The 20,996-nt window shown below is 35.5% G+C and carries 20 protein-coding genes, 1 tRNA gene, 1 pseudogene and 1 other annotated feature; of the genes and pseudogenes, 3 read left to right on the top strand and 19 right to left on the bottom strand.

What is annotated here, in order from left to right; all coding sequences use genetic code 11:
* Positions 1-160 precede the first annotated feature (160 nt).
* The 3 genes from serS to ACEN3Z_RS04085 form a co-directional block, all read right to left on the bottom strand.
* Positions 161-1,450 carry a serine--tRNA ligase gene (gene serS, locus ACEN3Z_RS04095; protein ID WP_407089739.1) on the bottom strand — a complete coding sequence of 430 codons (1,290 nt, stop codon included), beginning with the start codon at positions 1,448-1,450 and terminating at the stop codon, positions 161-163.
* 77 nt (positions 1,451-1,527) lie between these two features.
* Positions 1,528-1,753, bottom strand: a binding site (T-box leader).
* A 34-nt stretch (positions 1,754-1,787) separates the two neighbouring features.
* Positions 1,788-2,315 carry a tRNA (cytidine(34)-2'-O)-methyltransferase gene (locus ACEN3Z_RS04090; protein WP_407089738.1) on the bottom strand — a complete coding sequence of 176 codons (528 nt, stop codon included), beginning with the start codon at positions 2,313-2,315 and terminating at the stop codon, positions 1,788-1,790.
* A gap of 91 nt (positions 2,316-2,406) precedes the next feature.
* On the bottom strand, positions 2,407-3,036 hold the full coding sequence (locus tag ACEN3Z_RS04085; RefSeq protein ID WP_407089737.1) for a 50S ribosomal protein L25: 630 nt from the start codon (positions 3,034-3,036) through the stop codon (positions 2,407-2,409).
* Between the two features lie 160 nt (positions 3,037-3,196).
* Between ACEN3Z_RS04085 and ACEN3Z_RS04080 the strand changes: the two genes are divergently transcribed.
* Positions 3,197-3,595: a NusG domain II-containing protein gene (locus ACEN3Z_RS04080; RefSeq protein WP_407089736.1), complete on the top strand. Its 399-nt coding sequence runs from the start codon at positions 3,197-3,199 to the stop codon at positions 3,593-3,595.
* A gap of 29 nt (positions 3,596-3,624) precedes the next feature.
* Positions 3,625-4,044 (top strand): DUF1801 domain-containing protein, encoded by a 420-nt coding sequence (locus ACEN3Z_RS04075; protein WP_407089735.1) that lies wholly within the window; start codon positions 3,625-3,627, stop codon positions 4,042-4,044.
* Between the two features lie 38 nt (positions 4,045-4,082).
* Here the strand turns inward: ACEN3Z_RS04075 and ACEN3Z_RS04070 are convergent, their stop codons facing one another.
* The 9 genes from ACEN3Z_RS04070 to ACEN3Z_RS04030 all read right to left on the bottom strand — a co-directional run bounded on the left by ACEN3Z_RS04070 (position 4,083) and on the right by ACEN3Z_RS04030 (position 13,307).
* Positions 4,083-5,027, bottom strand: coding sequence for a UbiA family prenyltransferase (locus ACEN3Z_RS04070; protein ID WP_407089734.1), 945 nt, complete (start codon positions 5,025-5,027; stop codon positions 4,083-4,085).
* Positions 5,020-6,126, bottom strand: a complete 1,107-nt coding sequence (locus ACEN3Z_RS04065) for an FAD:protein FMN transferase (RefSeq protein ID WP_407089733.1) — start codon at positions 6,124-6,126, stop codon at positions 5,020-5,022. Before ACEN3Z_RS04065 ends, ACEN3Z_RS04070 begins: the two co-directional genes overlap by 8 nt.
* A 132-nt stretch (positions 6,127-6,258) precedes the next feature.
* The gene (locus ACEN3Z_RS04060) at positions 6,259-7,509 is read right to left on the bottom strand and encodes an FMN-binding protein (RefSeq protein ID WP_407089732.1); all 1,251 of its coding nucleotides are present in this window, start codon (positions 7,507-7,509) and stop codon (positions 6,259-6,261) included.
* A gap of 110 nt (positions 7,510-7,619) precedes the next feature.
* Complete coding sequence (locus ACEN3Z_RS04055; RefSeq protein WP_407089731.1) at positions 7,620-8,594, bottom strand: polyprenyl synthetase family protein; 975 nt, start codon at positions 8,592-8,594, stop codon at positions 7,620-7,622.
* 117 nt (positions 8,595-8,711) lie between these two features.
* Positions 8,712-10,586 (bottom strand): FAD-dependent oxidoreductase, encoded by a 1,875-nt coding sequence (locus tag ACEN3Z_RS04050; protein WP_407089730.1) that lies wholly within the window; start codon positions 10,584-10,586, stop codon positions 8,712-8,714.
* Between the two features lie 359 nt (positions 10,587-10,945).
* On the bottom strand, positions 10,946-11,101 hold the full coding sequence (locus tag ACEN3Z_RS04045) for a hypothetical protein (RefSeq protein ID WP_218931869.1): 156 nt from the start codon (positions 11,099-11,101) through the stop codon (positions 10,946-10,948).
* Between the two features lie 214 nt (positions 11,102-11,315).
* Positions 11,316-12,380 carry a peptidylprolyl isomerase gene (locus ACEN3Z_RS04040; protein WP_407089729.1) on the bottom strand — a complete coding sequence of 355 codons (1,065 nt, stop codon included), beginning with the start codon at positions 12,378-12,380 and terminating at the stop codon, positions 11,316-11,318.
* A gap of 127 nt (positions 12,381-12,507) precedes the next feature.
* The gene (locus ACEN3Z_RS04035; protein ID WP_138405069.1) at positions 12,508-12,861 is read right to left on the bottom strand and encodes a YtxH domain-containing protein; all 354 of its coding nucleotides are present in this window, start codon (positions 12,859-12,861) and stop codon (positions 12,508-12,510) included.
* 14 nt (positions 12,862-12,875) lie between these two features.
* Positions 12,876-13,307, bottom strand: coding sequence for an HIT family protein (locus tag ACEN3Z_RS04030; protein ID WP_407089728.1), 432 nt, complete (start codon positions 13,305-13,307; stop codon positions 12,876-12,878).
* Positions 13,308-13,557: 250 nt separating this feature from the next.
* On the opposite strand from ACEN3Z_RS04030, the gene ACEN3Z_RS04025 reads away from it, so the two are divergent.
* Complete coding sequence (locus ACEN3Z_RS04025) at positions 13,558-14,292, top strand: hypothetical protein (protein ID WP_407089727.1); 735 nt, start codon at positions 13,558-13,560, stop codon at positions 14,290-14,292.
* A gap of 57 nt (positions 14,293-14,349) precedes the next feature.
* Here ACEN3Z_RS04025 and ACEN3Z_RS04020 read toward each other — a convergent pair whose 3' ends face one another.
* From ACEN3Z_RS04020 to ACEN3Z_RS03990, 7 genes and pseudogenes are all read right to left on the bottom strand, one after another.
* Positions 14,350-14,919 (bottom strand): Gx transporter family protein, encoded by a 570-nt coding sequence (locus ACEN3Z_RS04020; RefSeq protein WP_138405072.1) that lies wholly within the window; start codon positions 14,917-14,919, stop codon positions 14,350-14,352.
* A 167-nt stretch (positions 14,920-15,086) separates the two neighbouring features.
* Positions 15,087-15,158 (bottom strand) — tRNA-Arg (locus ACEN3Z_RS04015).
* Positions 15,159-15,258: 100 nt separating this feature from the next.
* Positions 15,259-16,158 carry an isocitrate/isopropylmalate dehydrogenase family protein gene (locus tag ACEN3Z_RS04010; RefSeq protein ID WP_235888846.1) on the bottom strand — a complete coding sequence of 300 codons (900 nt, stop codon included), beginning with the start codon at positions 16,156-16,158 and terminating at the stop codon, positions 15,259-15,261.
* On the bottom strand, positions 16,107-16,250 hold the full coding sequence (locus ACEN3Z_RS04005) for an isocitrate/isopropylmalate family dehydrogenase (RefSeq protein ID WP_235888845.1): 144 nt from the start codon (positions 16,248-16,250) through the stop codon (positions 16,107-16,109). The genes ACEN3Z_RS04010 and ACEN3Z_RS04005 overlap by 52 nt, the downstream gene beginning before the upstream one ends.
* Before the next feature lie 33 nt (positions 16,251-16,283).
* Positions 16,284-17,599 (bottom strand): annotated as a pseudogene (locus ACEN3Z_RS04000) (CitMHS family transporter).
* A gap of 284 nt (positions 17,600-17,883) precedes the next feature.
* Positions 17,884-19,686, bottom strand: a complete 1,803-nt coding sequence (gene pepF, locus ACEN3Z_RS03995) for an oligoendopeptidase F (RefSeq protein WP_407089726.1) — start codon at positions 19,684-19,686, stop codon at positions 17,884-17,886.
* 73 nt (positions 19,687-19,759) lie between these two features.
* Positions 19,760-20,845: a competence protein CoiA gene (locus ACEN3Z_RS03990; RefSeq protein WP_138405562.1), complete on the bottom strand. Its 1,086-nt coding sequence runs from the start codon at positions 20,843-20,845 to the stop codon at positions 19,760-19,762.
* Between the last annotated feature and the right edge of the window lie 151 nt (positions 20,846-20,996).

Genomic DNA, 20,996 nt, shown 5'->3' with positions numbered 1-20,996 from the left:
CGGAGTGTCGTGCCAGCACACAATGGACCGCAAACTAAAATGCGGAGTGTCGTGCCGGTTCACAATGCCCCATCCCATCCAAATCCCAAATCAAAATAACCGAAAACCATATCTAAGCACTCGACTCAGTTATGATTTTCGGTTATTTAACTTAATCTAATTATCCCATAGCATTTTCTTTAGTGATTTCTGTAATGCCACCCATGTAAGGAACAAGTACTTCAGGAATCTTCACAGATCCATCTGCTTGTTGGTAGTTTTCTAGAATTGCTACGACTGTACGTCCTACTGCTAATCCTGAACCGTTTAAAGTATGAACATGTTCTACTTTTTCGTATTCATTACGGTAGCGGATTTTTGCACGGCGAGCTTGGAAAGCTTCTGTGTTTGAACATGAACTAATTTCACGGTAAGTATCTTGAGCTGGAATCCATGCTTCAATATCATAAGTTTTAGCAGCAGAGAATCCCATATCACCTGTTGATAATATAATTGTGCGGTATGGAATTTTTAATGCTTCTAAGATACCTTCAGCATCTTTAGTCATACTTTCTAATTCTGCATAAGATTCATCCGGACGAGCAAGTTTAACTAACTCAACTTTGTGGAATTGGTGCATACGGATTAATCCACGCGTATCACGACCAGCGCTTCCTGCTTCTGATCTAAATGATGGTGAAAATGCTGTAAAGTGTACAGGTAATTGATCTAATGCAAGAATTTCATCAGCATAGTAGTTCGTTAATGGAACTTCAGCCGTTGGAATTAAAGTTAAATTACGGTCCCCTTCTAACTCAAATACATCTTCTTTAAATTTAGGGAATTGCCCTGTTCCGAACATTGCTTTTTCATTTACCATGTAAGGTGTGATCATTTCGCGGTAGCCATTTTTCCCGTGAGTATCTAACATAAAGTTATAAACAGCACGCTCTAAACGAGCTCCTAGGCCTACATAGTATACGAAACGCGCACCGGCAACTTTTGCTCCACGTTCAAAATCTAAGATACCTAAGTTTTCAGCAATATCCCAGTGATTTAATGCTTTAAAATCAAATTCTGAAATTTCTCCCCAACGGCGGATTTCAACATTATCGTCTTCATCTTCACCAACTGGCACATCTTCATTTGGGATGTTAGGTAATGTGAATTCAATATTATTTAAGTCAGTTTGAATCGCGACTAACTTGTCATCCATCGCTTTAATTTCTTTACCGATTTCTTGCATTGCTTTGATTTGCTCATCCACATTTTCTTTGTTGCGTTTTAGCTGAGCAATTTTTTCAGTTGTTTCGTTACGTGTTTGCTTCGCTTCCTCAGTTTGAGCAATTAATTCTCTTCTTTGCGCGTCTAAGTCGCGGTAATTTTCTAATAACTCACGCTCCACACCTCGGGTGGCAAGTTTTTCTGCGACAAATTCAAAGTCATCTCTTAACATTTTACGATCTAACATATTGTTTCCTCCTGTGATTTTAAATATTCATTAAATTAAACATAGCCATAAAAAAGAACCTTCCGTCCCTGAATAATTCATGGGACGAAAGGTTCTCATTCGCGGTGCCACCCAAGTTCAAATAAACCCAATAATAGTGAGTTTACTTGCTCTTAAATTCAATAACGGTGAGGCCGGCACTACTTAATCGCGCTTTCGTAGGCTGAATAAAACGTGGATTCTTTGATTAAACTGAGTGATTCTCACCAACCATCACTTCTCTTAACAATTATCTCAAATACTATTCGTTTCTCATTTAATCATATTATAAATTATCCCGCCATAAAGTCAAGCAATCCTACCAATTCAAGTCTTTCGCTTTGTCAGTATCGTCATAATGATGAATTGCCTCTAGCTCTTGCCATTGTTGTTGGCGTAAAGCTTCAAATATAACGATATTAGCAGTGTTTGATAAGTTAAGTGACCGTACATGTTCGTCATTCATTGGAATTCGCAAACTGTTATTTTTATGCGCTTCCATCAATTCAATCGGAAGGCCCGTTGTTTCTTTTCCAAATAGGAAGAATTGCTCATTACTTTCATTTTGAGCCAAGTCTGCCTCAGAATAAATTTGAGGTGCAAATTTAGTAATTAAATACAGTTTACGTTCACCAACGTATGAAAGAAATGCCTCTAAATTATCATGCTCGACAATATCAACATTATGCCAATAATCTAAGCCAGCACGTTTCAACATTTTATCATCGGTTGAAAATCCTAGAGGATGAATTAAATGGAGCGTTGAATTAGTTGCCGCGCAAGTTCTAGAGATGTTCCCTGTATTAGCAGGCATCAATGGTTCAAATAAAGCAATATGATTTTTCAATGGAATCCTCCCTTTCTTCACGTAATTTGGTGAATGTTTAGATAGAAAAAGACACGTATTGAACGTGTCTTTTAATAAAATTATTTGAAGATTACTCTTCTTCTGCTTCTTCTGCTTCTTCTTCAGTTGCACCAATTACTTCTGGTTCAGCTGCTTCTTCATCTGGATCTACGTCTTCTGCTTCTTCAGTAGGAATTGAGATTGAAACGATTGTTTCATCATTTTCCATCATAATTTCTACACCTTCTGGGAGAGCGATATCCGCTACAGTTAAAGTATCACCGATTTCTAAGCCTTTTACATCCACTTCAAAGTATTGAGGGATTGTATCTGGTTTAGTTTCAACAGTAATTTCGTTTTCAACGATTTCAACGATACCTTCTTCAATTGTTTCATCATTAACAACGTATAATGGAATTTCTACCGTTAATGTTTGGTCAGCAGAGATAGCTTCCAAGTCAATTGAGTACATTTCGTCTTTTAACGCTGCACGTTCATAGTCTTTTAACCATACTTTTTGAGTGCCACCGTTAAAATCTAAATTGAATACCGCGTTAGTACCTTCTTCTTTTAATAAAGCTTCGAAATCACGACGATCTACTAAAAGCGAAGTTGCTTCTACTGTTTTACCGTATAAAGATACAGGCACTTTTCCTTCAGCACGAGCTTTGCGTGAAGCACTTGAGCCAGTTGTTTCTCTAAGTTCTGCTTTTAAGTTCATAATAAAATCTCCTTATCTATAAATAATTTAATGCATTTCAAATAGTAATTTTCGCACATACGTTATAGTATCAAATTTCCCTCTAAAAAGCTAGATAAAACCATATTTTTTTTATACAATAAGTAAAGATTCATTGCTTTGCAATAGAGAGGTAGGTCCCATGAGAAAAATATTAAGCTACTTTAAACCCTTTGATTATGTATTTATTATCGTGTCAATCATCATTTCTTTTATTCCAAATGTCATTACGAATGCTCATCTCAATGATTCAGAAGATGCCGTTGCGATAGTGAAAATCCACGGTGAAGTTGTAGATGAGTTCCAATTATCAGAAGGATTAGAAGTCGAAAAGACATATTATCCAAACGATAACCAGTACAATATTATCGAAATCAATAATAACCAAGCTCGTATTAAAGAAGATAATAGTCCTGATCAAGTTGGCGTTAGAACAGGTTGGATTGAAAGACCAGGGCAAACTGCGATTTGTCTCCCCCACGGGCTCGTGTTAGAGATTACCGGCAAAATGGCTGATGATGAATTGATACTACCCTTGTAAATAACTAATCATAAAATGGAGGTTTTATAATGTCAGCAGCCAAATTTAAACCCACAGGTGAAGATGTCGTCGAATTTATTGAGTCGATTGATTCAAAACAAAAACAAATTGATTCATTTTTTTTATTAGATTTATTTAAAGAAGTGACTGGTTTTGAACCTCAAATGTGGTATCCAAATATTATCGGTTTTGGAACTTACCATTATGTCTACAATTCTGGTCGTGAAGGTGATACATCTTATTTAGCCTTTTCCCCTAGAAAAGCCAAATTTAGTTTGTACCTTGCTACCGAATTTAAAGACAAAGATAAATTATTAGCGCAACTTGGAAAACACACCACTGGTAAAATGTGTATTTACGTAAATAAATTAGCTGATATTGATTTAGATGTCTTAAAAACAATGTTAGAAAACTCAATGGAACACACTTTAAGTAAATATCCTAAATAAAAAAGCAGCCTCGATTTTCAATAAAATCGAGGCTGTCTTTATACTAACAATAAAACAAATAGAGCAATGACATACATACTTAAAAACAATATAAAACTCTGAATAGCTTCTTTAAAGGCAATTGGCTGTGGAATTCTTTCCGTATATCTCATCACACCTTGATAATGCACATAGCCAACGGCTAAAGTAACAATCGTCCACCAAGGGAATATACCGGTAATAATATAAGTCAACCACACAATCCATGGTAAGAAGCTAAGCAACTGATACAAGCGAATCGCGTTCGGTCTACCAATATAGTAAACTAACGTCCGTCGTTCGTTTTGAATATCTGTATCCAAATCTCGGGTGTTATTGGCAAGCATAATATTCGCTATTAAAAGTATTTGTGGCAAGCTGAACCAAAATATCTTAAGAATATCAAACCAACCGATATTCAATACTAAATTAGTCCAAGTCCATTCACTTGAAAGCAGTACTTCATAGCGGGTCATGAATACCGCCAGAAAAGTGATACCGAATCCCATCGTTAAACTTGAGAAAATCTCCCCGTATGGTGTACGTGAAATTGGTAACGGTCCAAATGTGTAAATTATTCCAATAAAATATAACAAAGCTCCGATCAATAAGAGCATTGGATCTGTTAACCAAACGAGATATAAACTAAGTATCAGCGAAATAGCTAAAAGGATAAATACAATGATGACCATTGTCCGGTAATTTAATTTGTATTTACCAATCACATTCTGCTCTTCCTTATAGTTATTATCTAAGGCTTTGTGATAATCCAATGTATTATTAATCGCTGTTACCGTCATATCAAAACAAGTCGCAGCTAGGAAAAATATAACTGAATTCAACCAATTAAATTCTTTGAAATAGTAACCTGTCCATAAAAAACCAACCATCATTGGAAAAAAACTTGCTATTTTTGTTCGAATTTCGACAAATTCTAAAAACATTTTTAAATTTATTTTATTCATCAGCGATGTAATACTCCTCATTCGTTAAATTAAAACTATCTTGAATACCAGCAGAAAGATGTACTCCACCTTCCTTATCGACATAAGCCACTTCAAACCCATCTTTTGAATTTATAAACTCGATACCTTCTTCAATCTCCATTAAGAATAAGGCTGTCGAATAAGAGTCACCATCAAAAGAGGTTGGTGCAAAGACAGTTACACCTGAAATCTCATTATCTAAAGGATAGCCTGTTCTAGGATCCATAATGTGATGGTATTTTGTGCCGTCCACTTCTAAATATCTTTCGTAGATACCACTTGTAACAATGGCTGCATTTATGACACGTTGAGTCCCAACTATTTCACCACGCACTTCATCAGGGTCTTGAACCCCAACATTCCAACCATCTTCATTGGATGGTGATGTCCCCATAACAACGACATTCCCTCCAAGGTTAATGATGGCTGTTGTAATATTGTTTTCCTCAAAGATCTCAACAATGCCACTACCAATATATCCCTTAGAAATACCACCTAACTCCAGTGACATGCCTTCTTCTTCAAGCATGACCGTCATATTCTCTTCATCAATGCTAATCTTTTCATAATCGATTAGATTAACTGCTTCAGTTATTTCAGAATCTTCTGGAACACGCGCATCATCACTTCCGATTTGCCATAAATCTGTGAGAACTCCAATTGAGATATCAAAGAGCCCATCACTCTCTTGGGCAATTTGAATTGAACGTTTAATGATTTCCATTGTTTCAGGTTGTACTTCAACCGGCTCAATCCCAGCATTCTCATTGATTCTATATACGTCAGATCCTTCAACGTTTGTGGAAAGGAGTGTTTCCATCTCCGCCATATAATCAATCGCTTCTTGCATCACATCTTCGACGCCTTCATGATAGACTTGCATTTGAACAACCGTATGTAACATCGTCTCCGTTATGGTTGTAGGTTCTTTAACAATCGGGAGCCCATTTTCATTTACTTCTGTCGTAGTTGTCGGACTTGCCCCTGATATAACCACTTCTGGCTCATCATCACTTGCACAACCAAATAAGATGATTGCTGTAACAAATAAGGCCACTTTTTTCATTGCATTTTTCATTAAATATGCTCCTAGCTATTCTAATTCGTAATACTTATTATACTATTCTTATAGCTTCTATAAAAGTGAAAAAGTGAGCTAATTGTATAAATTAGCTCACTTATGACATATTTTCTATTTAATTATTTTGGCTTATTCTTCAGATGATTCTTCTTCAGATGATTCTTCTTCAGTTGATTCTTCAGACTCTACTTGAGATGATTCTTCCGAAGTTTCTTCTGATGTTGACTCTTCGCTTGATTCTTCAGATGACTCTTCAGATTCTTCACTAGACTCTTCAGATTCTTCACTAGACTCTTCTGCATCAGCTGTTAAACTTGCTAATTTAGCATCATTTGTAGCTTGAGTTGCTAAAGCGATGAATGTTGTAGAAAGTTCTTCTTGACCTTCTACCGGCTCAACACCTTCAACATTTCCAGCTTCTACTAAAGCAGCTGCTAATTCATCAGCAACGTCTTGATCTTCAGCTTCAAATATTGCGTCAGTAATTTCGCCACCCTCAACAGTAATTGTTAAGTCTTCAGCTGTATATTCACCGTCTGCTAATTCTAGTTCATCAACATTAACTTCTTCAGTGTTGCCTTGTGCAGCTAACTCTAATAATACTTGCGAAGTGAATTGGAATGAAGTTGATGTTGAAGTTGCACCTGAAACAACATCTACGTCTGCTGATTGTGATTCAACTAATGCATCATTTAATTCTTGAGTTGCATCTGCCGATGATACGCCAGCTACTTCTTCCATTTGAGTATTGTACTCTTCATCTTCTGATTTTAAGTCTCCGTCTTCATTTTCGTAATCAAAGTTTGAATCAGTAATTTCTCCATCTGCAACAGTGATCGTATGAGTTACAGCCCAACCACGTTCGTCTGGGTTACCTACAACTGAGTATTCACCGTCTGTTAATGCACCAGCTTCTGCTGATTCGTCAGTTCCTACTACTGCAGCATCGTCAGCTGATTCTTCTGAATCTGCTGATGATTCTTCGTCAGTTGACCCTTCCGATTCTTCTGATGTTTCTTCTTCAGCTGACTCTTCTGATTCTTCTGATGTTTCTTCTTCAGTTGACTCTTCCGATTCTTCTGATGTTTCTTCTTCAGTTGACTCTTCCGATTCTTCTGATGTTTCTTCTTCAGTTGACTCTTCCGATTCTTCTGATGTTTCTTCTTCAGTTGACTCTTCTGATTCTTCTGATGTTTCTTCTTCAGTTGACTCTTCTGATTCTTCTGACTCTTCAGTTGTTTCTTCCGATTCTACTTCTTCTTCGACAACAGTTGATACTTCAGATTCTACGCTTTCTGGTGCTTCTTCTTCAGCGCCACAGGCAGCTAATATAAACATTGATCCTAATAATAGAGTACCCTTTAATAAATTCTTTTTCATTAATGTCATCTCCTTTTTTTGGTAAGTGTTTACCTTCGTGATACAAAGGCAAAATTACTTAAACTTAGTTTATAATAGAATCATTTATTTGTCTAGTAATGACTCTGGTGTTAGTACTGTCGATTAGATATTAGTAAGATTATTTTCTTGATTTGTGCTTTATACTCAGAATCACTTATTCTATCTAGATAAAATAAGGCTTTTTCAATATATCGTTCAATGAGTACTTCGGTGTCGTGAAAAGCGCCGGTTTCTTTCATCATTAATGACAACTTATCTAATGATGCTTCGTCCCACTCAACCGTTTCATTTACATAACGTCTTACCGAGTCACTCTTCTCCATCGCAAGTAGTAATGGCGCCGTGTAATTTCCATTTGGAACATCTTGCATACTTGGTTTTCCGGAAGTGCCTGCCGGGACTAAAAAATCAATTAAATCATCTTGTAATTGAAAAGCAATACCTAAATAGGTTCCAAGTAATCTTACATTTTGTGCTTTTCGGATGTCATTATTTGCTAGATAGTAGCCACCTGAAGCTGACAGTCCGAATAACATGGCTGTCTTTCCTCTTATTTGACGAATATAATCAATCATTGTCATCTCTTTATTAAAGGTATTAGCTAGTTGACGCAATTCACCACTCATAATATTTTCTAAAATCCACTTATTGCGGTTTTGGAACTGAACTTCATCAATTAAATCAGATACTAAACGGCCACTGTAGCTAAAGAGATAATCACCTGCATAAACCGCGATTTTATTACTTTGTGCTATGTGCATCGCTTCAATACCACGTCTTAAATCGGCGCTATCAATCACATCATCATGAATCAACGTTGCTAAATGCAGTAACTCAATCGCTGCCGCATATGTAATTATTTTTTTGTTCATACTGCCGTTTTCCATATAGAAAAACATCAAAGATAAACCTGCACGTAGATATTTACCTGGCGCATCAATGTATTCTTGTATCTTAGCTTCTATTTCGGGTATGCGAATAGAAATACCTTTACGCATGGTTTGTTTAGTTTCTTTTAAGGCTTTTTCTATCTCAGGATACTCACGCCAAATCTCATGTATCAATGTTTTTTTCTCCCATCTATAAACATTATAAAAATATAAAAAACCAGGATTTAACGAAGATAGGTCTACTTTCTATCCGTTAAAATCCTAGCTTTCGATTTAAAATAATCTATTCTTTTATCCTATATTATCTGTGTAGATATGCTTAGGTTTCCCCCATATCCAACCATCGAATAGTTTACCTAACCATGGCATTACATAGTAGTCTAATCCAAATGCTCGACCTGCCCCCATCATTAAAGCAATTGCAGCTGGGATGAACCACATGTTAACCCATACAAACATTCCTGATAAGCAGAACATTGCTACTAAGACAACAGTTAAACCACTTACTAGGAATGTGAATAATCCAGCAATTAAAGCTAAACCAATTCCTAATTCTACTAATGACATCATTTTTTGCATGAATAATGCAACATCTTGATTTGGCATCATGAATTCCATAATTGATGCGAACCAACCTGGCATTTCATCAAAGACTAACATTGGCTCTTCACCGTAAACATAGTTTAAACTAAAGATTTGTTCTGCCACTTCAACAACTTCTTCTGTTTCAGTTGCTGACGCTGCACTTGTTACTTCTTCTTGTAACCAAGGGAACGGGAAGACAACTTCATCTTCAAACCAAGATTGACCACCAAACATACCAAATGTTTTCTTCAACCCTTCAACTAACCACATAGCTCCATAGAAGAGACGTAATGGCACTGACCATAAAATATTACCATGAGCAGATAAGTGACCACGGAAAATATTACGTTTGTGTTTGATTGTAAAGAATTCGTGACGAACATACAACCATGCATAGTAGAAACTTCCAATACTTAAGAAGTAAATCACGTTAGCTGCATGTTTAATGAACATGGCGATAAAGCCTTGAACACTGTATTTATCATAGAGATAAGCTACACCATAAGTTGATCCAATAGATACCATGTTACCATCATATTTACCTTCGAATTCTTCTTTTTCAGTACCACTAATTTCTGAAATGATTGATGTTGCTGCAACATCACCTGTTAACTCTGCCGCTTGAACGATTTGAGGTGTAGGCATGTTGTTGTTTGTTGGATCTTCATAATAAACTAAATCTCCAGCTACGAATACATTGTCGTATCCTTTTGCTTGCATGTATTGGTCTGCTACTAAACGACCAGCACGTGCTTGTTCAACACCCCATTCACTAGCATCAGTATTCGCTTTAATACCTGCAGTCCAAATTGAAGTATATGTAGCAATTTTCTTACCTGAAGCAAGTTCAATATGATCTTCCGCGATTTTAGCAATTCCATCACCTAAAGTAATATCAATGCCTTTTTTACGCATATATTTCATAGCGCGCTCTTGTTCTTTTTCTGTAACAGTATTTAAAATCTTTGGAGCAGCTTCTACTAAATGGAATGAGATTTCATCTGGATTTAATTTGTGTTCTTCAGCTAAGATTGGTAACCATTCAACTAATTCACCAATCATCTCAACACCAGTAAAACCTCCACCACATACTAAGAATGATAGCAATGCACGACGTTTAACTGGGTCGTGTTCACGCGCAGCTTTATAAACCATATCAATAATATGTTCACGAACGCGTTCTGCATCTTCCATTGACCATAATGTGAATCCATTCTCTTTCACTCCGTCGATACCAAAATCATTTGGCTCAGCACCAACAGCTAATACTAAATAATCAAATTTATAATTGCTTTGTTCTCCAATAACAACATTGTTATCGTGATCAATTTCAGATACATTATCTGTTACTAATTTTACGTTGTTCAAACGATGGAAAATACGACGTAAATCATATTTAATTGCATCTGGTTCTAAACGTCCACCCGCAATTTCATGTAATTCAGTCATATATGTTAAATATGAATGACGGTCAACTAATGTAATATTGACAGTTTTGTCTTTTTTATATTTCTTACCTAATTTTCTTGCCGCTGCAACACCGGCAAAGCCAGCACCTACAATTACTATTTCTTTTGCCAATTATATTCACTTCCTATCAAATAATTTCGTTCATAGTATACCGCTAGTATTACGTTTTTACAATGTGTTTTTTACTTTAATATTTTTTTCACAAGTAATTTCGTTGTTTATCCCATAGGAACAAAACTACTAGCTCGCCATTTCACATATTATTTTTTTTATTGTATTTATAATATCAAGTGATCGATGCTATCTAAATACGAATTTTATACTAATTCAATGATTAAAAATGGTGTTTATTTTTTCACAAACACTTTTTTTGAATCACATGAATCTCGGCTTGTAGCTGAATTCACATATACAAACAATAAAATGCCGCTGTACATCAATGAGTGATATACAGTGGCGTTTGTAAGTGATTATTTATTATTTTTAACTGATTTTGGTAATATTAGTGTGGCTTCAGGATAAGTAAAACGGGAATCTTTGCGATATAGACCTCTGAAATTTTCAACGATTGCTTTTTGTGCGACATCTTTACCTTGAGTGATTCTTGAAATTATTGTTTGTGTCATTTCATAGCCTCCTGATTATGTATGTTCTTTTACCTTATCTAATTTAACATACTCATCAAATGACTTTCTTTAAAGTTCCCTAAGAAATCGCTAGTCTTTTCATGAGTTTATCTTTAACTAAATGTGAAGTTCTCACGAATAATAAGTAATTGCTCATTCATTCTCAAAAAAAGACAACCGATTTAATAATCAGCTGTCTATTATATGTTATAAATTATTCTGCAGACTCTTCAGTAGTCTCTTCAGTCGTTTCTTCTGCTGATTCTTCTGTTGTTTCCTCAGCTGTTTCTTCTGAAGTTTCTTCCGTAGATTCTTCAGTTGTCTCCTCAGTTGATTCTTCTTCTGTTGCTGCTTCATTGTTTGCATTTGCAAGATCAATTAAGTCTTGAACAGCGTTTTGTAAGTCTTCGTCATGAATTTCATATCCAGTATCTTGGAGTAATTGACCTATCACTCCATAAGCGAATTGGCTATCAGCAAAGCGTGAAGTAACGTATTGTTCTTCAACATCTTCACGAACATCTTCTAATGGTTGTTTTTCACCATTATTGATTGTGCGAATAACGTGGAAACCGTATTGTGATTCTACAGGCGTTTCTGTCATTTTACCGTTCTCTGAGTTTATTACTGCTTCTTCAAATTCTGGAACCATTTGTCCGGCCGGGAATGGTTGTAATAATCCACCGTTTTGTGCAGTTGAATCTAATGACACTTCTTGTGCTACTGCATCAAATTCTTCGCCATTATTAATGCGTTCAATCACATCTAAGGCTTCTTCTTCTGTTTCAACTAAGATATGTTGAGCTTCCATTAAAGGTGAATATTCATTTTCATAGTAGTTTGTAATAGCTTCATCTGACATGTCTATTTGGCTTTCTACAACTTCTTGGAACATATTTCTTACAAAGATTTGGTAAGTATATGTTTCGATATCACTTAAGCCTTGGTATGCTAATAATTGTTGGAAAACTTCTTCCCCACCCGCTTCGTCGATCTGAGCTTGGACTTCTTCTTCCGCTGCAGTTCTTAGTGCTTCAGCATCCGATACATTTTGTTCTAAGACAGTTTCTAGAATGATTGTTCTCAATGTTGTATCACCAGCGATAGCTTTCATTGATTCATATAATTCCTCTTTAGTAATATCCTCGCCACCTACAGTTGCAATGACCTCACCTGCTGATTCTTCTTGTGCCATTACTGAGGCAATACTACCTAGTCCTGAAAGTAATAATGTTGATGTTAAAGCAACTAATGATACTTTTTTTAGCGTTTTTTTCATAAAGTTTTTGGCTCCTAACTATTTTTAAATATGTTACAAATATATCATACTTTATCTATTTGAACTCCATGTTAATATATTAATCTAGGAAAATTCAAACAAATTGATTTAAGTTCATTTAAATTAATTAATTATTAAGATTAATTTCTTCTACTTGTTCTTCAATATCTTCGTTTAAATCCTCGATATGACGTTGAATCCGATTAATTCTTGGCGTGGTTTCTTCTTCGAAATGTTGTAACGATGTTTGAATACCATCTGTCGCAGTTTTAACACTATCCATGCCTTCTTGAGTTAATTTCTGCACTGACATTCTTAAATTGTCTACTTTATAACGAACATCATTCACATCATCCGTTGTCGTATCAATAAAGTGCTTCAAATCTTCACGCGTTTCTTTACCGCTCTTGGGCGCATTCATTAACCCTGCTAGTCCTCCAAAGAAAGCTCCCCAAAATAATCCTGATTTAAATCCAACCATATAAATACACCTCTTTAATTTTCTTTGATTTGTGACGCAATTAATGCTGCTCTTTCATTGAACTCTTCTTGTGTATAGCTGTCTTGATTATTACTAAACTCGATAGCGAATTTATCATCTTCAGTGTAACGTGGTAATAGGTGCCAATGAGTATGGAAAACGGATTGATATGCTAACTCACCATTATTATTTACGATATTCATTCCTTTAACATCAGGAAATGCTTCTTTTATTGCATTTGCAATTTTAGGTAAGCGTTTCGCGACTGCTACCGCAACGTCTTCATCATATTCAAAGATGTTCTCAACGTGTTTTTTTGGTACTACTAAAGTATGCCCTGGAGTTACTTGCGTCATATCTAAGAATGCAAATACTTCATTGTCTTCATATACCTTCGCTGAAGGTATATCACCATCTATAATCTTACAGAAAATACAATCTTTCATCTTTATCTTCCTCTCATGTAATTCTTATCTTGTTTATCATACTAGATTTTATCGGAATTACAAAAAAATAACTAGGTAATTGGAGATCAATTTCACAAATAATTCATAAAACCGAATATAATTAGTAAATTCTTCAATCTTTATTCCCCGAAATCTTTACACACATATAGTTTTGATGTGCTATACTTTTATTACACAAGAAGTAAATGGAAAGTAGGTGGCAATTTTGCGCGTCAGTTTTAATTTGAATATGCGTAAGTTTATAACTTTTGTTCTATCAATCATGTTTTTAAGCATTAGTAATGGACAGGTTATTCAAGCCCAAGAAAATAATATAAATGATTCCCAACAAGATGAATTGCCTGACTCTTCTGAGGATCAAGAAATAAATGACAATGTAGATGATGAAAGTATGAGCCAACAGATAAGCATTTCTTTTGAGGAATTTGTTCCTTATGCAAATTTTATAAATTATCAATATCAAGGTGATCAAGTTTACTTTGATGCCCAAGATATTATTATGGAATATTCGCCTGATAGTAACGGAATTTTTCAAGTGACGTCATTTTCTGGCCAAGAAGCTATCGCTTATGTGTATCAAATCCGTGATACAGGCTTTTATGAACTCGCTTCTTTCAATGATTATTATGTTGTAGACGATTTACGTTACTCACCAGAAGCAAGTGATAATGATGAATCGCTCATTTTACCGAGTGATTTAACTATTGGATCAAGCTTTTCAAGTGGATACAACAAAGAAAAAAGACGCAAGGTATCCGAATTAATAAGTTCATATGATGTAGGTGGCCAAACCTTTAATGATGTTCTTCGTATTGAAGAACAGGCGCAAGAAGATAGTGGTTCTGTTACTTATAATTACTACTTTGCCCCAACTGTCGGTATTATTGTAATTGAACGAACTGCTTCAGATGGTACAACGCAACGTGTCTTACAATTAATTTCTGCACAAGGTTCAAGTCAATAAGCAAAATACCTTCTAACGATGAGTACTTTTTCAAGTAGCTTCGTTAGAAGGTATTTTTTATTTATGATTTGATAACCAATTTTTTTGGTCTGTATTTGCGACGTGTTCTTTATGATACATCTGAAGAACTGAGATACGCTCGAGTAAAAAATTCCCAAGGAAGCCGACAACAAAGCCAGCTAAAATCCCAGAAATTGATAAAACCGGAAGATAATTCATCACGGAGAACGATCTTGCAAATAAGGCTGCTACACTTAGTTGTCCAATGTTGTGCATTACCCCTCCGAGAACAGAAATCCCAATAATACTCACCTTATTAGGTCCTAGTTTTTTCGACCATAACATTGCAAAGTAACTTAACAATCCCCCCGATAAACTATAAAAAAACGTTGACATATTACCACCAATTAAAGCAGTGAGTACAGTTCGAATTAACACGACTTGAATACTTTTTGAAAAAGGCAGTGTGAATATAGCAATCACAGATATTAAATTCGCTAAACCTAATTTAGCTCCAGGAGCAAAGGAAAGAGGTGAAGGGATCGCTCCTTCAAGAATACTTATAACTACTGCCTGTGCAGCTAGCATGGCAATGTACACCATAATTTGATAACGACTTCGTCTCATCTCATTCCTCCATTAAACAACTTATCTATATACTTCCAATTATCTCTCATAACTATTCTCACAGTATACACGTATTTATTTATATTGTTAACCGTTCATGCAAAAATAAAACAAAAGATACTTAACAATTGAATAAAATGAATTGTTAAGTATCTTATTAATTTAAACGCCGCCAGAGGGAATCGAACCCCCATCCTAAGAACCGGAATCTTATGTGATATCCATTACACTATGGCGGCTTAACTTCTCTATTATAGCCATCTTTAGGTTATATTTCAAGATACAAAAAAAGAAGCAGCGCCGTCGCACTACTTCTTTCAAAGATATTCCTTATTAAGACTATAAAGCTTTTATGACGGCATCAGTAAAGCCTATAGTAGTCATCTCTCCACCTAAATCTTTAGTAAAGTTATTTGAATCACTTAAGACGGTGTCTAATGCGTTTCTTAGGCGATTTGACGCATCTTTTTGCTCAATATGATCTAGCATCTGGCAAACCCCCAAGAGTATCGCTGTGGGGTTTGCTAGGCCTTTGCCTGCAATATCAGGGGCTGAACCATGTACTGCTTCAGAAATTGAAATATCTTCGCCAATATTTGCTCCAGGTACTAAGCCTAAACCACCTACTAAACCTGCCATTAAATCAGACAGAATATCACCATAGAGGTTCTCAGTAACTATAACATCAAACTGCTTAGGATTAATGACTAATTGCATCGCCATATTATCGACTAAAATTTCTTTGAATTCTATGGATGGGTACTCTTCAGCTACGCCTCGGGCAACATCTAGGAACAATCCATCTGTCAGCTTCATAATATTTGCTTTTGTCACAACTGTCACACTTTGACGATCATTCGCTTTTGCATATTCAAAGGCTTCGCGTACAATTCGTTCTGATGCGGATCGTGTGATGATCTTAATGCTATGAGCTTCATCATCTGAAATTTGCTTTTCGACACCTGCGTATAAATCCTCTGTGTTCTCTCTAAAGAGAATTAAGTCTAAATCTTTGGTTAAAGATGGGATGGTTCCTAAACTTTTTACAGGACGAATATTCGCGTACAAATCGTATTTCTTACGTAAGGCTACGTTAACACTACGGAAACCTTTTCCGATCGGTGTCATAATGGGTCCTTTTAACACGATCTTATTCTTTTCAATACTTTCATAAACATCATCTGGAATTAATGTACCTTGTTTATTAAAGACAGCTTCACCGCTGCAACAACTTCCCATTCAATTCCAATATCTAGCGCATCTACAATATTCCGTGTACTTTCAGTAATTTCGGGACCAATCCCGTCGCCTGGTATTAATGTAATTTTCACATCAATTGCTCCCTTCATTTTCTAAAATTGATTCTACAAAGATATTGGCATTATCCCTGTAACTGCACCAACTATAACAAAAACAATAAATATTCCTAGTGATACGAGAAGGCCTTTTTTCTGCCAGTCGCCCCACTCCACATTTGTCATACCTAATAATACATAAGCAAAAGGTACTAATGGACTGAATAAGTGGAAAGCTTGTCCCATTAAAGATGCAAAAGTTAACTCTAGGCAGTAAAGCCGTAAGCCGTTCCTGCTTCAGCAAGAATAGGCATCATTCCGTAGTAGAATGCATCATTATGTAAGAAGTATGTACCTGGAGCGGATATAATAGCAACAATGATACCAAAGAAGCCACTTAAGCTTTCTGGAATGATTGAATTCAAACTTGATGCAATCCCATCATCCATTCCAGTTGCTTGTAAAACTCCCATAAATACTCCAGCACCAAATACTGTCATAACAACTTGGTTAGCTTCACTTGCATTATTATCAATACGCTCTTTTTGCAGTGTCAACGACCCGTAGTTTACAAGTAAAGCAATAACTGTACCAACCATAAAAATGATTGCTGATGGAATGACATTGGCGATTAATAACCCTATGGCAACAAATACAGTAATCGCATTGATCCAAACATTCTTAGGTCGACGGATATCAAGCGTCTCTTGATCTTCGATAACCATTAATTTCTCAAGTTCATTATTCGATAGATTCACGACACCTAAACGTTTCCGTTCACCGCGACCAATCACATAAGCTACGATAAACATGTGAATAATTCCAGCAATCATCATTGGTGTTAAACCACGCATAACATCTGCTTCACTTACATTCATTACTGCAATCGCACGCGCTGTTGGTCCACCCCATGGTAGCAAATTAATAATTGAATGTGATGTCATTGTTAATACGGCTAAATCTAACCTCTTCATATTTAGACGTTTGTATATTGGCACAAAAGCCGTACATACAATAATCATTGTCGTGGTTCCATCACCGTTTAATGATACTGCGGCAGTCAATGCGACTGTTGCAATCATCACTTTCAGTGGATTTCCTTTTGCAAAACGAATCATAGCGTTTGAAAGCGGGTCGAATAGACCAGCATCAATCATAATTGTGAACATATATATTGCAAAGAATAGCATGATACCTGTCTGCGCTGTACCTAGTAGACCATCCATTGCAGCCTGTCCAATATCAATATTCCATAAGCCAAATAATTGACCCATAATCGCCCATACTATTGGTAGGAAAACTAAGCCAACGAAAGGAGATATCTTTTTCATCATAATTAGAATCATAAAAACAATTATTAATAAATAACCCATTAAAGCAACCATTTATACACCTCATTATTTTATGTTAATTTTAGATGAACAAAAAGTTATTTAATCATCTTTTTTTAAATATTCATTAAGTATATATAACCCAATTAATTTTGATAAGTTAACTTTTGAAATTTAGTCATAAATTTGTGGTTGGTAAGCGTTATTTTCGCCGTTTATATATATCAATATTGTTTTATCGACGTGAATATATTTTTATGTTCATTTATCTCGAATACAAAAAAGCGATTCGTAATAGAACGCTCAAACGTTCTAGTTACAAATCGCTCTCCTTAGACTTAATCTAATAGTGCTTCAAATTCAGCTAATCTTTGTTCAAATACATCTAAAGTTTGTTCGATATAATCACGTTTTGTCATATCTAAACCAGCAGTCTTCATCGTATCGATGGCATACTGACTTTTACCTGATTTCAAGAAACCTAAATAGCTATTTAATGCTTCTTTATCACCATCAGCAATACGATCTGCAAAGGCAGTTGCTGCAGCAAATCCAGTCGCATATTGGAATACGTAGTAATTCATATAGAAGTGAGGGATACGACTCCACTCATTCTTAATTTCAGAATCAGAATTCACAGATGAACCATAATATTTCGCATTTAATTTTTGATAGTTTTCTGACAGAAACTCAGCTGTTAATGGTTGACCGTTACCATCTTGATCGTGGATAAAGTGTTCAAATTCTGCGAATTGAGTTTGACGGAAGACTGTTCCTTTTAATCCATCTAAGAAATGATTTAGAACATAGCGTTGAATATCTTTATCATCATAAGTTCTCAATAAATAATTCGTTAGTAAGTTTTCATTTGTTGTAGATGCGATTTCTGCTAGGAAAATTGAGTAGCTACCGTATTCGTACGGTTGATTCGCATGGGTTAAGTAACTGTGGGCACTGTGTCCTAATTCATGGACGAGTGTATATAATGAATTTAGGCTATCTTGCCAGTTCATTAGAATATATGGTTTGCTGTCATATGTTCCTGATGAATATGCTCCACTACGTTTCCCTTTATTCTCATAAACATCAATCCATTGCTCGTCAAACGCATTGCGAATGATTTCTAAGTATTCTTCACCTAATGGTTGAAGCGCATTTAAAGTAATTTCTTTTGCCTCTTCATAAGTAAAGGCAATTGGAGGTTCACCCAGTAATGGTGTATACATGTCATACATTTCTAAATCATCGATATTTAACAATGATTTACGTAAGTCTACATAACGATGTAATAAGTTTAATCGAGATTCAACAGTTTCTAATAATGTATCGTAGACAGATTCAGGAATATTATTAGTGAATAAAGCTGCTGCTCTCGCTGATTCAAACCCTCTAACTTTAGCATTGTAATTATGTGTCTTAATTTCAGTTGTTAAAGTTTGAGCTAAAGTATTCTCAAATTGTTGATACACAGAGTAGAACCCTTCAAAAGTATCTTTTCTGACGCGTCTATATGTACTTTCTAATAATTTGCCGTATAGACCATGAGTCAATTGAACGTCATTACCTTCGCTATCTTTCACAGTTGGGAATTGGAAGTCAGCGTTATTTAGGTAGCCGAAGATACGTGTTGCTCCACCAAAAACTTCACTCGCACTGGCTAGTAATAATTCTTGTTCTGGTGGTAAAACGTGTTCGCGATTACGTGCAATATCGTCAATAAACTGATCTAATTCTTTCAGTCTATCATTGTTTGCTGTCATTTCTTCTAGTTTCTCAGCAGGAATAGCAAGTAATTCTGGTCTAAAGAATGACGTCACTTGACTATATTTAGAATATAGTTGCTCGGTTTGAGCATTCATCTTTTGGTATGTCGGATTTGTTTGATCTTGATCATTTTTCAGATGAGCATACACACCTAAGTTAGAAACTTCGCGTCCTAACTCTAATAATGTATCGATAGCTTCACTAAGCACTTCTGGGCTTTCCCCTAATCTGCCTTTGTAAGCTGTAATCTTATCAAGATTATTTTTAGCTTTAGCGTACCCACTTTCAAACTCTTCGTCGGATGCAAATAATGGTGTTAAATTCCATTGATATGTTGCATTCATTTGTTCTCTTGTTTTTACATTTGAATCTGTCATCAATATCCTCCTCATTTAAAATCATATAACTAGTGTATCACATGCACTATTTCTAAACCAATTTGAAGAATCATTATTTTGAAATCCATTCCACATTACTCACTTTTTCTAATATCCCTTTTTGAAACAGTAATATAAGTATTGCAAGACATAAAACTGGATAGATATCACTATAAATGAGCGGTGTTCGAGCTACTTTAATTTCAGAACAAGCTCGAAATTTCTCTATAAAGGCGTCAGTGGTAAATTTATAGTTAAGCTGTCTGATGATTGCCAATGACCAAGAAAAGACAAGCCAACTGGGCGATTGAGTTAATAGCACTTCCCACTGTTCTGTAAAGACCCATTCTGGCATATCAGTTAATACAGTACCTTGTTGATATAATAAGTAAATGGTATTTCTATACGCTTCATTATTCATAATGCCATTTAATTGACGATTATAATTTAAACTCGCTTTAGTTCGCTTTCGCACTGAAATTAACTCGCAATTTTCATCTTGTAAGCTATCTAGTTGATGGAACTCACGAATGGTCATTCTATTTTGTTTCAGTCTATAATTATTTTTCTGATAGATGATTGGTAGATGACGTTGAATAACAATTTCTTTCTTCTTTAAGTTAAGAAATTTCAAGTGAAAGCCCCAGTCATCATTATAATTTAACATTGTCTGCTTCCATCTTTGATTCAAGGCGGTGCTACGCGTTGTGTAATCATCCATCAGCCAGTGCACTTGATTCACTAGCTGTTTATAATTTTGATTTCTTACTATAACATCGGCAGCTGGAATGACGGATCTTTGAAATTCATAAATAACAGATTTGCTACTCTCTCTTTTTACTGTGACATAGACATCTGCAAATTGATTAATTTCTGGAAAATACAATTCAGTTTGAAGAACTAGTTTCTGTATACCTTGCAATTCTTCAATAATTATTTCTTTTCCACGTTTGTGTTCATCTGATTCAAGAGGACTCCTTCGACTCTCTACTAATTGGCACTTTGAATAATGACTAAAAAACCCTTTACCTTTATGACTATCTTTATAAAATACCTTTTGGGCACAAGTCGGGCAATAAAATTCCATTAAATTTGGATACTTAAATTTAACTTCACTAGCATAAATTAATTCGCCTTCTTTTGACATAGCAACTAACATGTAATCAATCCCCCTTATTTATAAATACGCCGATTGTAAAATTAAGCTAGACAACTAAAACAGCCATTTGTGGTACACTCAACTTGTAATTCCGACCAAAGAATACAAAGGAGTGACCACAAATGACCTACACCCATCTTACCACGGATGA

Origin of the sequence: Ruoffia sp. FAM 26254 (assembly GCF_045528545.1) — a bacterium.
Classification (GTDB): Bacteria; Bacillota; Bacilli; order Lactobacillales; family Aerococcaceae; genus Ruoffia; species Ruoffia halotolerans.
Note: the sequence above shows the minus strand (reverse complement) of the source record. Positions and strands in the feature narration are given on the sequence as shown.

What these genes read in the sequence shown, in the direction of transcription:
- serS (WP_407089739.1), bottom strand. Translation starts at nt 1,450, where the DNA reads ATGTTAGATCGTAAAATGTTAAGAGATGACTTTGAATTTGTCGCAGAA.
- ACEN3Z_RS04085 (WP_407089737.1), bottom strand. Translation starts at nt 3,036, where the DNA reads ATGAACTTAAAAGCAGAACTTAGAGAAACAACTGGCTCAAGTGCTTCA.
- ACEN3Z_RS04080 (WP_407089736.1), top strand. Translation starts at nt 3,197, where the DNA reads ATGAGAAAAATATTAAGCTACTTTAAACCCTTTGATTATGTATTTATT.
- ACEN3Z_RS04075 (WP_407089735.1), top strand. Translation starts at nt 3,625, where the DNA reads ATGTCAGCAGCCAAATTTAAACCCACAGGTGAAGATGTCGTCGAATTT.
- ACEN3Z_RS04070 (WP_407089734.1), bottom strand. Translation starts at nt 5,027, where the DNA reads ATGAATAAAATAAATTTAAAAATGTTTTTAGAATTTGTCGAAATTCGA.
- ACEN3Z_RS04065 (WP_407089733.1), bottom strand. Translation starts at nt 6,126, where the DNA reads ATGAAAAATGCAATGAAAAAAGTGGCCTTATTTGTTACAGCAATCATC.
- ACEN3Z_RS04060 (WP_407089732.1), bottom strand. Translation starts at nt 7,509, where the DNA reads ATGAAAAAGAATTTATTAAAGGGTACTCTATTATTAGGATCAATGTTT.
- ACEN3Z_RS04045 (WP_218931869.1), bottom strand. Translation starts at nt 11,101, where the DNA reads ATGACACAAACAATAATTTCAAGAATCACTCAAGGTAAAGATGTCGCA.
- ACEN3Z_RS04040 (WP_407089729.1), bottom strand. Translation starts at nt 12,380, where the DNA reads ATGAAAAAAACGCTAAAAAAAGTATCATTAGTTGCTTTAACATCAACA.
- ACEN3Z_RS04035 (WP_138405069.1), bottom strand. Translation starts at nt 12,861, where the DNA reads ATGGTTGGATTTAAATCAGGATTATTTTGGGGAGCTTTCTTTGGAGGA.
- ACEN3Z_RS04030 (WP_407089728.1), bottom strand. Translation starts at nt 13,307, where the DNA reads ATGAAAGATTGTATTTTCTGTAAGATTATAGATGGTGATATACCTTCA.
- ACEN3Z_RS04025 (WP_407089727.1), top strand. Translation starts at nt 13,558, where the DNA reads ATGCGTAAGTTTATAACTTTTGTTCTATCAATCATGTTTTTAAGCATT.
- ACEN3Z_RS04020 (WP_138405072.1), bottom strand. Translation starts at nt 14,919, where the DNA reads ATGAGACGAAGTCGTTATCAAATTATGGTGTACATTGCCATGCTAGCT.
- ACEN3Z_RS04010 (WP_235888846.1), bottom strand. Translation starts at nt 16,158, where the DNA reads ATGGGAAGTTGTTGCAGCGGTGAAGCTGTCTTTAATAAACAAGGTACA.
- pepF (WP_407089726.1), bottom strand. Translation starts at nt 19,686, where the DNA reads ATGACAGATTCAAATGTAAAAACAAGAGAACAAATGAATGCAACATAT.
- ACEN3Z_RS03990 (WP_138405562.1), bottom strand. Translation starts at nt 20,845, where the DNA reads ATGTTAGTTGCTATGTCAAAAGAAGGCGAATTAATTTATGCTAGTGAA.